Source organism: Brachybacterium vulturis, assembly GCF_043641765.1.
Lineage (GTDB): Bacteria > Actinomycetota > Actinomycetes > Actinomycetales > Dermabacteraceae > Brachybacterium > Brachybacterium vulturis_A.
Window position 1 is genome coordinate 1 of sequence record NZ_JBHZRO010000004.1, and the last position, 12,391, is coordinate 12,391.

Below are 12,391 nucleotides of genomic sequence, written 5' to 3' on the forward strand. Positions count from 1 at the left end.
TGATGACGAGTCGTCGCGGTAGCCATATGCCCAGGCTCTCAGGCGAAACCGCCTCACATATGGGAGACACGCCCTAGCTGGCGACGCTCACGAGTCGTCGCGGTTCGCTACGCCTTCGATGTCCGCGGTGCCGCGGTAGTCCTCGTCGGTAAGGGCGGCCGTGAAGATGTCGGGGTCGATGATCTCGTGCGGCACGGGCCGTCCGTCCTCGACGGCGGAGGCGTAGGAGAGCCAGCCGTACATCATCGACAGCGGGAACTCGTCGTCGTTGCCGCAGTAGCTGCGTCGGCGCCAGAGCGACCAGAGGACGATCGACTGGGCGATGTCGGCGGTGACTGCGTCGCGGCGGGACTCGGTCGCCTTGCGGAGCTCGGTGAGGGTGAACTGGCCGTCTTCGCTACTAGCCGCACAGGCAGCCATGACCCGGGCAGCGCCGGGCGGCATGGGGTCGGCGATGGCGATGAGGTTGATGTCCAGCAGCAGCCGTTCGCGGTCCCATTCGTCTTCGTCCTCGGGCACGAAGGTGACGTCGTTGCCGTCGCGGAAGGTGCCGAAGCCGGGGTGCGGGGTCCGCCAGGGGTCCGACGGCGGCAGGGTGTCCAGGATCGTGGCGGTCACGCCGGTGGCCCAGGCGATGGTGAAGGCGGGCGTGCGGCGGGTCCATTCGCGGAAGCGGCGGTCGATGTCGACGCGGGTCGTCATGGGCACGAGGGGGTCGTGCGCGGCGGCGGCCCACTGGGCGAATGTGCGCCGGCGCGAGGTTGCTTCCTCGCGTGTGATCTCCATGATTCCGCCCGTCGTCCGCTCGAACTGCATCAGGTCATCGTTCCATGTCTGCCTGCAGGAACGAAGTCTCGTGCACTTGATTCGGTGCACCGTGGCATATAACCAGTATGAGCAACTCACTCGCAGTCATCGGACTGCCCCACGTGCGAGAAGCGCTGGAGAGCTTCGGATTCGAAGTCGTTTCCGGCGACGGGTTCCCCGAGGTCTCTCGGCTTATCCGCGACACGGCGGCCACTTCGGCGCTTCCGGTCCTGGTCGAGGATCACAAGCAGATCGGGCTCGAGCAGCTGATCTCCCGCCTGCCCGAGACAGCTCCGGTGGTGATCGTGCGCGGGGCGGACCCGATCCTTGGAGAGACGCGTAGTTCGATCCCGATGGCGTCGAGCCTGGGCGACTATCTCGGTGCGCTCGGGTTCCAGGATCTTGACCCGATGCTGCAGGGCCTCCGCGTCGAGGCCGACGGCACGATCCCCCAGCCCCTACCCGAAATGCTCCCAGCCCGGGAGCACCGTGTCGACTCAACCACGACTGAGCCCGACTCGTCTGATCGGGCGCCTGTCGAGCCCGTCGAGGACTGGCTGAACGATGAGGACGACGATGCCGCGCGCCCGGCGCCGTCCCTCGCAGAGTCTGCGCCCATCACCAAACGCGCCGCAGCGCAGTCGGCGCTGACGGACTGGCTCGAGGATTCCACCGACGATCCCGAGCCCGCGGCAGCGCTCTCGGACGGCTCGGAAGCGGACGATGAGGAGGAGTTCGACGGGTTCCACTCCCCCACCCCGCAGCAAGGCTCGCGCATTCCCCGGGTCGAGTCGGAACCGGATGAAAGTTCACCGGTCTTTCCGGGCAGGCGTCCAATCGCCCTGCCGACCTTCGCCGCCGGCACCGACTCAGCGCCGATCACCGATCCGGATCCGCAGCTCGATCCCCTGGACGAGGAGCTCTTCGACGACCTCTCCGACAGCCTCGAGGGGCCGGGCGTCGAGGACGAGGACAAGGTCGATGCCGATACCGCACTGGATGACGTCACCAAGGCCAGTGCCACCAAACGCAGCCGGCGCAGCACTGCCCCCGCCGAAGTGATCGCCTGCTTCTCCGGGAAGGGCGGAGAGGGCAAGTCCACACTCGCGCTCGCACTCGCGCAAGCGGCCGCCGAGATCGGGGACAAGCGCGTGTGTCTGATCGATGCGAATCGTGCCCAGGGCGATCTCGGCCTTTACCTGCGGGTACGGACCACGGACCTCCCTTCGATCTACGACGCCGTCATGATCGGAGACCCCGCCTCGGCGATCCTCTCCCCCGAGCAGCTGAACCAGGCACGGCAAGGCCGGGGCGATCACCTCGCGTTCTCGTTCGTCCAGGCGCCCCGTCCGGTCAAGGGCCACGACGACATTGGTAAGGAGATCGCCACGGTCACGGCCGCGCACTACACCGAGGTCCTCCAGATCGCACGGGCCCGGTTCGACCTGGTCATCATCGACACCCAGATCACCGAAGGGCTGGACACGACCGGCGTGATCGACCGGGTCATTGCGCCGCTGCTGGCGCGCGGGGGCTACGGGGTCGGGATCTGCGAGCTCACCACACCAGGCGTGGAGAACCTGCTCGTGGCGATGGAGTCGCTTCGTCAGCACGGCGCCGAGGCGACGCGGATGATGTCGATCGCGAACAAGGTCCGGCCCTCGATCACCGACTACGGCAAGCTGCCGCAGCTGCTGGGCAGGGACTCATCGTGGAAGGGCGCGATCCACTACGACGACCGCATCTACGACGACCTCGTCGCCCGGCGCATCCCCTACGCGGTACCGACCCTCTACGGCGTTGTCATGGACGTGCTCCTCTCCGTCACCGGGGACCCGGAGTTCGACCTTCGAGACTCAGGAACCGTTCCCTCTGGACGGCCGTGGTGGAAGAGGTGGCTGCGACGATGAACCGGGCCACTTCCGAGCAGCTGTGCACGCTCCTGGACCAGATGATCTGGGCGCGCTGCGCCACCGAACAGGCGCGACCGCGGCACCGGGTGCGACTGCATGCCTTGCCACCGACTATGTGGATCCGCCCAGCCCGAGGCGTCGGCGGCCACAAAGCCACTCGGACCGGCACTCTGCCCGCCACCATCAACTGGCGGAACGGAACCCTGCACGCCGCCGACCCCGCCACGGGGCACCCCGTCTCCGCAGGATGGAGCGTGGACGCCGCCGGCACCCACCTGGCCGGCGCCATCGACCTCGCCGAAGGAACCACCAACCTCGGGCGCCCCACGGGCACGATGTGGCCCGCGCACCATGCACCCGTGTTGTCCGCGTATCAGGCGACGCGGCTGCTCGATGAGTTCATCGAGCGCGGTGAGCTCGCGCGGTGGACGATGCTCGCGCACCTGGAGCAGTACGCCCAGGAGAGCGTCCATCAGGTTGCGACGTCGATCTGCCGGGAGATCACCGGCATCGAGGAGCACGAGACCGCGGTGAGGCTGCTTGATGATCAACAGCTCGACCTCGTCGTCACCCACGTGCTCTACGGCGCTGCCGGCCCGGACAGTCGCATACTGCGCTCCTTGGACCGTTGCCTGGACCCGGCCACCACCCGGAACGTCGACCCGATCCGGTACCTCACCACCCAGATCCGCCGGGACCTCGGCGACCAGGTCCGCGTCGCCATCGGCGATCCCCAAGTAGGCCCTCGAGTCCGTCGCGTCGCCCGCTCACTCGGCACCGGCGCCGGCCTCGAGCAGATCATCGACCGCTACAACGGCCTCCACCCCACTGACCGGGTGTCCACCACACGCGCCATCCGAGCATTGACCGTGGCCCCGTCGCTGGAATCCATTGCCGTCCGCAACATCGTGGAGGCCAGTGATGTCTGAGCACCCCACCGGCGAGATCGACATGTCCCTACTCATCAGCCAGCGGCGCGTCGCCAACGCTGCGCGCGGTGAGCTCTTACAGCTGATCACCGACGGGACCGTCACGCCGTGGGAGGCGATCATCGCCGCCGCGGCGTCTGGAGAGAAGCCGTTGCTGCGTCTGCGCCTGGAGCAGATCATCACCGCCGGCCCGGGGATCGGTGCCGCACGAGCCCGCGCCGTCATCGCACAGGTGCTGCACATCCTCGAGGCCACCGAGTCCCGCACCGCGAACGGGCACGTCACCCTCGCCTTCATCCTCGACGAGCAGGCCCGCGGACGGCGCCTGCTGGCGGTGCTGGATGCATTCATCTCCCATGGCTTGATCCAGCAGGCCCAGGACCTCACCGTCTGGCCGGGATTCCCTTTCGCCGCCGCCCCGTTTCCCCGGGAGGATGCACGATGACCGCGCTGTTGCTGAACACGACTGCAAGGCTCCGTCGGCGGGCTGATCATCATCGTCGCTGCGACTGCGATCGGGACACGCTCGAGACGCCGTGGAAGGCCGAGATGTGCCAGATACTCCACGCCCGGAACCGGGTCGAGAAGCGCGCCCTTCTCGATGAATTTTTGTACACACATGAAAGCGAAATTGCGCGGGTCCTGAAGAGGGCGCAGCATATTTCGCGTCTGGACTACCACGACAAGGATCTGGTCCTCTCCTATTTCGGAGATGCGCTGATGAGAATGCTCGAGACGCGGTGGAGGGCGAAGTCCGGGCCCGGGACCAGCAGTGTGTTCGACTACTCACGAAACCTGCCGACGATCCTGGAGGCGGAGACGCGGTACTGGATCCGTGAAGACCGACGGAAGGGTCTATTGAACGGAACTGCCGGGGTCCCGGGCGACAGCTCTCATGATCGTCGGGCGAAGCTGGTGAAGCGTTCCCGTGAACTGTTCGAGGCCGAGCATGCACACACCCCCTCCGATGCCGAGCTCGTCGACTTCCACAACACGCGCATGTACGCGACTCGAAAGGACGCCGCGCGGCAGTCCGTCCTGATCACGATCCGGGGTCTCGGCAGTCTCCGGTCGATACCGTTGGAGGATCCGTCTCTGTTCGGTGAGGATCGTCTGGCCTGGACGGATGTACCGGATGAGGGGGCGTCTGAGCGCACTGCGCGGATTCGGTCGATCGTGGCCGAATGCGCGCGGAGAGACGCCGTACGAGAGGCTACGCGTATTCGCGCGCCGAAGCGTCAGCCGGTCCCTATGGCGAGCGTGGCGCGGGTGTTCTTCGCGCATCACTGCGAGGGAGAGTTCCCTACGCGAAAGGAGCTGGTCGCAGAGCTCGGCGTGACTGAGCCGGCCAGCCGCCGCGAGATCGGATCACATCTCAATGAAATCCTCGCGATCTCTCGCCGACAGTTCGCGGACTACCGAAACGCCGACTGAACGCCAATATGCACGACTCCTCAAGGGAAGTGTGCCTACACTGTCCGCGCAATCACTCTAATCACTGGAGGTCACAATGGCTCGCAAGACCCAGGTTCTGCTCGTTGACGATATCGATGGTTCGGATGCAACGAACACGGTGACGTTTGGGCTGGACGGCGTCTCGTACGAGATCGACCTGAACGAGGACAACACTCGTCAGCTGCGCTCCGAGATGGAGAAGTGGACCGTTATGGCGCGGCGCACTGGTGGTCGTGCGCAGCGCGGCACCGGTGCCAGCACCGGCGGCGACGCCGCGAAGATCCGCCAGTGGGCGGTCGCGAACGGTTACGAGGTCTCGGAGCGGGGTCGCATTCGCGCCGATGTCCGTGAGGCCTACGCCAAGGCGAACTGACTCCGCACTGTCCTCACTCGGCCCGGCACACCTGGATGGTGCCGGGCCGTGGTGCGTCCGCGCACGTCTTGCAGCACGGGTCCGCTGATGAGTGCAGCGCTGCCTTAAGACAATCTTGAGAATGCGTTCGATCTCTCGCGTCATCCTTTCGACCGTACAGGTAAAGGCCCGGCCTACCCTCCGGGGGTATCAGGAGAGCGTGCGCAAAGCCGCGGTTAAATCTTCAAGCAGGGCACCCCATGCCTCCGTAGAACCGCCGAACCAGCCCGTACGTTGGTTTCACTGCCCACGAAATGAGCTGGCGCTTCACTGGTCGCTCTGCCGTCGCTGCGGCACTGACGAAGTCATCGACTCCCTCCCGTCTCGAGGAGGGAAACCTACGGAGTAGAACCATGGCCCATAACAACACCCACCGCGCCTTCGGCCGAGCAGTCACGCCTGTCGGGACCGCTGGCCGCGCGTTGCGGGGCACCGGCGGTGCCGCTGTCCTCGGCACGGTCCTCCTCGGATCCGCTTTCGCCGCGGGGCCGGCTCAGGCCGCCCCGGCCGCGTCGCCCGCCGCACCTGCCATTTCTGCACAGGCTGCTGCGCCGGCGGCGCCGGCCCCGGCACACGCGACGTCCGTCTCCACGGCGGAGAAGCTGCGGTGGGGTTCGCAGGGCTCTGCCGTGGAGCAGCTGCAGTCAGCTCTGAACGACCATGGTGATTCGCTGTCCGTCGACGGAAAGTTCGGCAAGCTCACCCATGGGGCTGTGAAGGACTTCCAGCGCTCGCACGACCTGAAGATCGACGGCGTGGTGGGCCCTGAGACGCGCGGCGCGCTGAACGGCAGCGACGCTCCGGTCTCCGGCGGCGGGACGTCTGCTCCTGCCCCGGCGAAGTCCGCGATCAGTTCGCAGCAGGCGATCGTCGATGCCGCGCGCAGCCAGATCGGTGCCTCCTACTCGTGGGGGACCTCCAAGCCGGGCGTCAGCTTCGACTGCTCGGGTCTGAGCTCTTACGCGTACGAGCAGGCCGGTATCGACCTGCCCCGTACCTCGTCTCAGCAGGTGGCGGCTGGAACCACGATCTCGAAGTCCGAGGCCCAGCCCGGTGACCTCGTGGTGTGGCCTGGCCACCTCGGGATCTACGCCGGTGGCGACACGGTCATCGACGCGGGACGCAGCCCGGGTGCCGTCACGGAGCGGACTATCTGGGGTTCGCCGACCTTCGTCACCTTCCGCTGATCGCACGCCACAACGCCAGCGCAGAGGGAGCCCCGACCAACGGTTGGGGCTCCCTCTGCGTGTAGACGCAGCGTCGTCAGCTGATCGAGGCCAGCAGCTCAGCGCAGGCCTGCTCGCAGCGACGGCAGGTGTCGGCGCAGACCTTGCAGTGCTCGTGCATGCCGGCGTGCTTCTCGCACTCCTCGGCGCAGGACCGGCACGCTGCCTGACACGCCTCGAGTAGAGCACGGTTGAGGGCGATGTTCTCGCCCGTCTGACGGGACAGGACGCGTCCGGTGGCTTCGCAGACGTCGGCGCAGTCCTGGTTCCGGCGGATGCACTGGGTCAACTCCGCCACCATGTCCTCGGCCAAGCAGGCGTCCGCGCAGGCTGTGCAGGTCTGGGCGCACTCGAAGCAGGCCTCGATGCATGCGGCGAGCTTCTGCTGGTCGATGGTGCCGAGGTCCTTCGGGTAGGTCTGAAGCATTGAGGCGACGTGATGGGTCATGGTGATGCTCCTTTTCGCTCCGAACGGACCGGCGGATACCGACCCGCTCCGCCGACGATAGTCAGGGCACCCCGAAAGACGGAAGCGAGTAGACCGTCCGTTTCGGAGGCAGTGCGGATCGACTGGTCAGCGCTGTGCTCAAGAAGTCCAGATCTGGCCTTGAGGAGATCTTGACCTGGGAACCATAGGCTGGCGCAAAGTGTCCTCTGACTAGGAGAGATTATGCGTTCTCGTCGTTCCTTCGGTCGTCTCGCGGCCGTCGTTTTCACCGGTGCGATTGTGTTTGCCGGCTGCGCCGACAGCGGGTCTGACGGCGGTCAGACGTCGGGTGGGTCCGAGGCATCGGAGGCGTCCGATGGTGGTGGCCACGGGGGTATGGAGCACCCGATGGATGGCGGCCCTGCGCCCGAAGGTATGGCAGCTGCGGAGGATCCCGAGTTCCCAGTCGGCACGGAGGTGACGCTCACGGCGGACCACATGGAGGGTATGGAGGGTGCGACGGCGACGATCTCCGGTGCCTTCGACACCACGACCTACTCGGTCAGCTTCACCCCGACCGATGGCGGCGAGCCGGTCACTGACCACAAGTGGGTCGTTCACCAAGAGCTTGAGAACCCGGGCGAGGCACCGCTGGCGGAGGGCACGGAGGTGGTCATCACCGCTGATCACATGGCGGGTATGGAGGGTGCTGAAGCCACCATCGACAGTGCCACCGAGGAGACTGTGTACATGGTCGACTACGAGGCCGACGGGATGATGATGACGAACCATAAGTGGGTCGTCGAGAGCGAGATCGAGCCTGCGTGATGACCACCCCGTCGAGCCCTCGAGGTGCAGTCGCTTCCTCCGGGGATGGCTCCCGTCGTCGCACTGTGCGGCTGCCCCGACGATCGGTCTTGATCGGTGCCGGTCTGTTCCCGCTCGTGGTCGCCGGCTGCGGCACCGTCGGGTCCGAGCCCGCATCCATCGCGGGTGATCAGGAGCTGCTCCAGGACCATGGCTTCGCCGACGCCGACGCGCACGAGATCATCGACCGGCTCGAGGCGCTCCCGGTGGCCGAGCGACCGCAGAACCTGATCGCCAGCGTCACTGCGACGTCTCTTCAGCTCCAGGACGATGCAGGGCGGGAGGCCGAGCTGCCTCTTCCGCAGGATCAGTTCTACCTGTCGGTGGCCCCGTTCGTGGAGACCACCCACGAGTGCGCCTTCCACAGTCTGACGACGTGCCGCGGGGAGCTCCGCAGCCGCGAGCTCACTGTGAGCGTGGTCGACAGCAGCTCGGGCGAGATCCTCGAGGAGGGCACTCGCACCACTCACGACAACGGGTTCATCGGTTTCTGGCTGCCGCGCGGGGCCACAGCGGAGCTCACGTGCACTCTCGAGGGCTACACGGGGTCCGCGTCCATCTCGACCCAGGCGGAGGATGATCTGACGTGTCTGACCAGTCTCCAACTGACGTGATCGGACGAAGCCTCCGCACCGCACTTCGACGCCCCGTCACCGACCCATTCATGAGGAGCGGGGCTCGGGTCGGCCCGAGTCGGCGGACCACACTTCTGAGCGGCGGTCTATTCGTCCTTGCTCCCCTACTTGCGGCGTGCAGCAGTTCTTCGGATGCCGCGAGCGAGGCGAACGCCGGGTACGTCTCCGGTGACGGGGTCGTCGTGGAGATCCCCCCTGAGGGCCGCGCCGCTTCTCTGGAGATCCGGGGAACGACGTACGGCGGTGACGACTTCGACTCCACGGCGCTGCGCGGTGCACCGTTGGTGATCAACGTCTGGTACGCCTCGTGCCCGCCGTGCCGTGTCGAAGCACCAGCACTGAAGGCCGTGCACTCCGAATATGGTTCACAGGGCGTGGAGTTCGTGGGCGTCAACACCCGCGACAAGGCCGGACCGGCCGCCGCATTCGAGAAGACCTTCGGCATCACCTATCCCTCCATCCCGGACCCCGATGGGGTCGTGATCACGTCGATGGACGGCAGCGTCTCACCCAACGCGGTCCCCACGACATTGATCCTCGATGCTGAAGGACGAGTAGCCGCCCGGATCACGGGCGCAGCCGACCAGAGCACTCTCGAGAGCCTTTTGGATGCCGTGCTGGCGGAGGGTGCCTGATGGGTGAACTCTTCGCCACCACCGTGCTGAGCGGACCCCTGGCCGCAGCCCTGCTGCTGTCGACAGTTGCTGGTCTGGTCGCGTTCCTCTCACCGTGCGTGCTCCCGGTGGTCCCCGGCTACCTGGGATACATCACCGGCCTCACCGGACCGGGCACCGGGCCGCGTAGCAACAGTGATCCGGGCGAGCGTCCGTGGCGCCTGGTCGCCGGCGCGGTGCTGTTCGTGGCTGGATTCACTGCGGTGTTCCTGGTCATCGGCGGCTTCGTCGGCGCCCTCGGGTCATTGATGGTCCAGTACACCAGCGCGATCAATCGGATCTCCGGGGTGCTGGTGATCCTCATGGGACTGGTGTTCGTGGGAATCTTCCCCCGTCTCTCCGGTGAGAAACGGATCCGGAAGCGCCCCGATGCCGGACTCGCCGGCGCACCCCTGCTCGGGATCACGTTCGGCTTCTCCTGGACTCCGTGCATCGGCCCAACGTTCGCCGCGGTCGCCGCGCTCAGTCTCGGGGAGGCCTCCGCGAGCCGCGGCGCACTCCTCGCGTTCGGCTACGCGATCGGGCTCGGGATCCCGTTCATCCTCTTCGCCCTCGTGTTCCGGCGCGCCCTCGGCATCTCCAAAATGCTGTCCCGGCATCGCCGCACGCTCCAGATCGTCGGTGGCTCCGTGCTCATCGCCATCGGACTCCTGCTGGTCACCGGCGTGTGGGAGCAGTGGATGGCTCTCCTGCAGGTGCGGATCGGCAACTTCACTACGATCGTCTGAGGGGTGCGTTCCGCCGTGCGCGGCGGGCTCAGCGGTCAGCGGTCGCACGAGGAAGCCGAATGGTGAAGGTGGCTCCCTGTCCGGGCCCCTCACTGGCTGCGGCCATGGTCCCGCCGTGCGCATCGACGAGGGCGCGGCTGATCGTCAGGCCGATGCCTGAGCCGGAGTTGTCACGGGTGCGGGAGCTGTCGGCGCGGAAGAACCGTTCGAACAGGCGTGACCGGTCCTCATTGGTGAAGCCTTCGCCGTCGTCCGCTACCGTGATCTCCACCGTGCTGCCGTGGGTGGCTGCCGAGACCGTGACGGTGCCTCCGGGGGAAGTGTGCCGTAGAGCGTTGCTCAGCAGGTTTCCGAGGACTTGGGCGAGGCGGTCCGGGTCCGCGTGGATCGTCACGGAGTGGGGCAGGGCCGTTTCTCGTCGTAGTGCCACGCCCGCTGTCTCGAACCGTTCATCCCATGCCGGGAGTATCGACTCCAGCAGGTCGTCGACGGTGAGGGGGTGCAGCTGTACCGGGAGCTGGCCCTCCTCGGCCCGGGACACTTCACTGATGTCGTCAGCCAGCCGCGAAAGTCGCATGGTCTGGCTGGCGAGGATGGGCATGGCTGTCTCCGGCTCGATGACGCCATCGGCCATCGCCTCGTGATGTGCCGAGAGGGTGGCGATGGGGGTGCGCAGCTCATGGGCGAGGTCGGAGAGCAGTTGGCGTCGGGTCTCCTCGACGGCGTCCAGGCGCGCTGCCATGTCGTTGAGCGTGGCGGCCAGGGAGTCGAGTTCGGTCCCGGCTCCGACGGAGGGCACGCGCGTGGAGTAGTGGCCGCGGGACAGTTCATCGACAGCCGAGGTGAGGCCGTGAAGCGTCTGGCGGAGTCGTCGTGCCAGGTTCCAGGTGACCAGGCCGGCGGCCAGGAGGGAGACCACCAGTCCGACCCCGAGGGCAAGTGCGAGCGCGTCACGGTAGGCGCGTTCGATGTGGACGAGCTCGTCGCTGCCCACCGGGAGATCGGTCTGGAGCAGGTGGTAGTGGAAGACGGCGGGCCCGATGATCACCGTCAGCACCGTGATGGTGAGCGCGCCGGCGAGCAGCACGATGAGCTGGCCGATCATCAGGCGCGAGGCCAAGCTGGTGCCAGGGCGAACCGTTCGCACAGAGGTACCCGGTGCGGTCACGAGCTCATCCCTTCCCCATCCGGTACCCGATACCGCGCACCGTGGTGACGAACCGTGCAGACTCAGCCGTCTCGTCGAGTTTTCGTCGGAGGTTGGCGATGTGCACATCGACGAGATGGTCATCTCCGATCCAGCTGTCTCCCCAGACGGCCTCCATCAGCTGTCTGCGACTGAAGGCCTGGCCAGGACTGAGCGCCAGGGTCATCAGGAGTCCCCTCTCGGTGGGGGTCAGCGGAAGTGGCCGGCTGGCGAGTCGCACCTCCTGGGCGGCTGTGTCGATCTCGAGCTCTCCGTACGTGCGCACTGTGTCCGAGGATGCCGTCACGGAATCGGCGCGGGGCCTGCGCAATACGGCCTGGACCCGAGCGACGAGTTCACGCACGCTGAACGGCTTGGTGAGGTAGTCATCCGCCCCCACCGACAGTCCGACAAGGCGATCCACCTCCTCGGACCGTGCCGTCGTGATGAGCACGTAGCAGTCGGAGAAGGCTCGGATCCTGCGCATCACCTCCAGACCGTCGAGCCCGGGCAGGCCGAGATCGAGGATGATCACGTCCGGCGACAGAGTGCGGGCTGCCTCCACCGCCTCGGGACCGCTTCGCGCGCTCGCAGTCGCGTAGCCGGCCTTCACGAGATACGCCTGGACCACGTCCGACAGCGCGGCTTCGTCCTCGACGACGAGAATCATCGCCGCTGCACGATCCGTTTCACTCCTCATGGCTCCAGTCTGGTCCCTGATCCTGGAGATCGCGTGTCTACGGAGGTGCAGGCGGACTATCTGGACCAGATCTTGAGGAACTCTCGATGAGAACTTCGCCCGCCCCGGGGGAACCTGATGTGGACCGTGCCGCGGACGAACTCGACCCACCAGGGAGCTGCTCGATGATGCCTACCGATGCGATGTCGTGGCTGATGTGGGTGATGGTCGCCGGTCTGCTCGCTCTTCTCTGGGCCTCGGCACTGCTGCTGGCATGCACTGTGCTGCCAGGGCGCCCCCGACGCGCGCGGGACGAGAACGAGGCGATCGGAGAACTCTCACTGCGCCTCGCTCGAGGCGAAATCACGGCCGACGAGTTCGAACTACAGCGACAACTGGTCCTGAAGGCCTTTCGGCCTTGACGCCGCCCCCTCACTCCAGAAGGACTGCACC

The 12,391-nt window shown here is 66.5% G+C and carries 15 protein-coding genes; 11 read left to right on the forward strand and 4 right to left on the reverse strand.

Going from position 1 to position 12,391, the window contains the following annotated elements:
• Positions 1-87: 87 nt before the first annotated feature.
• On the reverse strand, positions 88-786 hold the full coding sequence (locus tag ACHUEU_RS03880) for a hypothetical protein (protein WP_394214590.1): 699 nt from the start codon (positions 784-786) through the stop codon (positions 88-90).
• Positions 787-893: 107 nt separating this feature from the next.
• Here ACHUEU_RS03880 and ACHUEU_RS03885 point away from each other — a divergent pair, with 107 nt between their 5' ends.
• From ACHUEU_RS03885 to ACHUEU_RS03910, 6 genes are all read left to right on the forward strand, one after another.
• On the forward strand, positions 894-2,717 hold the full coding sequence (locus ACHUEU_RS03885) for a nucleotide-binding protein (RefSeq protein WP_394214591.1): 1,824 nt from the start codon (positions 894-896) through the stop codon (positions 2,715-2,717).
• Positions 2,714-3,649 carry a hypothetical protein gene (locus ACHUEU_RS03890; RefSeq protein WP_394214592.1) on the forward strand — a complete coding sequence of 312 codons (936 nt, stop codon included), beginning with the start codon at positions 2,714-2,716 and terminating at the stop codon, positions 3,647-3,649. The genes ACHUEU_RS03885 and ACHUEU_RS03890 overlap by 4 nt, the downstream gene beginning before the upstream one ends.
• Positions 3,642-4,094 carry a hypothetical protein gene (locus tag ACHUEU_RS03895; protein WP_394214593.1) on the forward strand — a complete coding sequence of 151 codons (453 nt, stop codon included), beginning with the start codon at positions 3,642-3,644 and terminating at the stop codon, positions 4,092-4,094. The genes ACHUEU_RS03890 and ACHUEU_RS03895 overlap by 8 nt, the downstream gene beginning before the upstream one ends.
• Positions 4,091-5,083: a hypothetical protein gene (locus ACHUEU_RS03900; RefSeq protein ID WP_394214594.1), complete on the forward strand. Its 993-nt coding sequence runs from the start codon at positions 4,091-4,093 to the stop codon at positions 5,081-5,083. Before ACHUEU_RS03895 ends, ACHUEU_RS03900 begins: the two co-directional genes overlap by 4 nt.
• A 76-nt stretch (positions 5,084-5,159) precedes the next feature.
• Positions 5,160-5,477 (forward strand): histone-like nucleoid-structuring protein Lsr2, encoded by a 318-nt coding sequence (locus tag ACHUEU_RS03905; RefSeq protein WP_010534546.1) that lies wholly within the window; start codon positions 5,160-5,162, stop codon positions 5,475-5,477.
• Positions 5,478-5,869: 392 nt separating this feature from the next.
• On the forward strand, positions 5,870-6,703 hold the full coding sequence (locus tag ACHUEU_RS03910) for a C40 family peptidase (RefSeq protein WP_394214792.1): 834 nt from the start codon (positions 5,870-5,872) through the stop codon (positions 6,701-6,703).
• Positions 6,704-6,779: 76 nt separating this feature from the next.
• Here the strand turns inward: ACHUEU_RS03910 and ACHUEU_RS03915 are convergent, their stop codons facing one another.
• Complete coding sequence (locus ACHUEU_RS03915; protein WP_394214595.1) at positions 6,780-7,190, reverse strand: four-helix bundle copper-binding protein; 411 nt, start codon at positions 7,188-7,190, stop codon at positions 6,780-6,782.
• Between the two features lie 222 nt (positions 7,191-7,412).
• Between ACHUEU_RS03915 and ACHUEU_RS03920 the strand changes: the two genes are divergently transcribed.
• The 4 genes from ACHUEU_RS03920 to ACHUEU_RS03935 all read left to right on the forward strand — a co-directional run bounded on the left by ACHUEU_RS03920 (position 7,413) and on the right by ACHUEU_RS03935 (position 10,073).
• Positions 7,413-7,997, forward strand: a complete 585-nt coding sequence (locus tag ACHUEU_RS03920; RefSeq protein WP_394214596.1) for a YdhK family protein — start codon at positions 7,413-7,415, stop codon at positions 7,995-7,997.
• 89 nt (positions 7,998-8,086) lie between these two features.
• The gene (locus ACHUEU_RS03925) at positions 8,087-8,650 is read left to right on the forward strand and encodes a CueP family metal-binding protein (RefSeq protein WP_394214597.1); all 564 of its coding nucleotides are present in this window, start codon (positions 8,087-8,089) and stop codon (positions 8,648-8,650) included.
• 203 nt (positions 8,651-8,853) lie between these two features.
• On the forward strand, positions 8,854-9,306 hold the full coding sequence (locus tag ACHUEU_RS03930; RefSeq protein ID WP_394214598.1) for a TlpA family protein disulfide reductase: 453 nt from the start codon (positions 8,854-8,856) through the stop codon (positions 9,304-9,306).
• Entirely contained in the window at positions 9,306-10,073 is a 768-nt protein-coding gene (locus ACHUEU_RS03935; protein ID WP_394214599.1) for a cytochrome c biogenesis CcdA family protein, read from the forward strand. Before ACHUEU_RS03930 ends, ACHUEU_RS03935 begins: the two co-directional genes overlap by 1 nt.
• 28 nt (positions 10,074-10,101) lie before the next feature.
• Here the strand turns inward: ACHUEU_RS03935 and ACHUEU_RS03940 are convergent, their stop codons facing one another.
• Both ACHUEU_RS03940 and ACHUEU_RS03945 read right to left on the reverse strand, forming a co-directional pair.
• Positions 10,102-11,178 carry a sensor histidine kinase gene (locus ACHUEU_RS03940; RefSeq protein ID WP_394214600.1) on the reverse strand — a complete coding sequence of 359 codons (1,077 nt, stop codon included), beginning with the start codon at positions 11,176-11,178 and terminating at the stop codon, positions 10,102-10,104.
• A gap of 67 nt (positions 11,179-11,245) precedes the next feature.
• A complete protein-coding gene (locus ACHUEU_RS03945) occupies positions 11,246-11,959 on the reverse strand; it encodes a response regulator (protein WP_394214601.1) in 714 nt (237 codons plus the stop codon).
• A 164-nt stretch (positions 11,960-12,123) separates the two neighbouring features.
• Between ACHUEU_RS03945 and ACHUEU_RS03950 the strand changes: the two genes are divergently transcribed.
• Positions 12,124-12,360 carry an SHOCT domain-containing protein gene (locus tag ACHUEU_RS03950; protein ID WP_394214602.1) on the forward strand — a complete coding sequence of 79 codons (237 nt, stop codon included), beginning with the start codon at positions 12,124-12,126 and terminating at the stop codon, positions 12,358-12,360.
• Positions 12,361-12,391 lie beyond the last annotated feature (31 nt).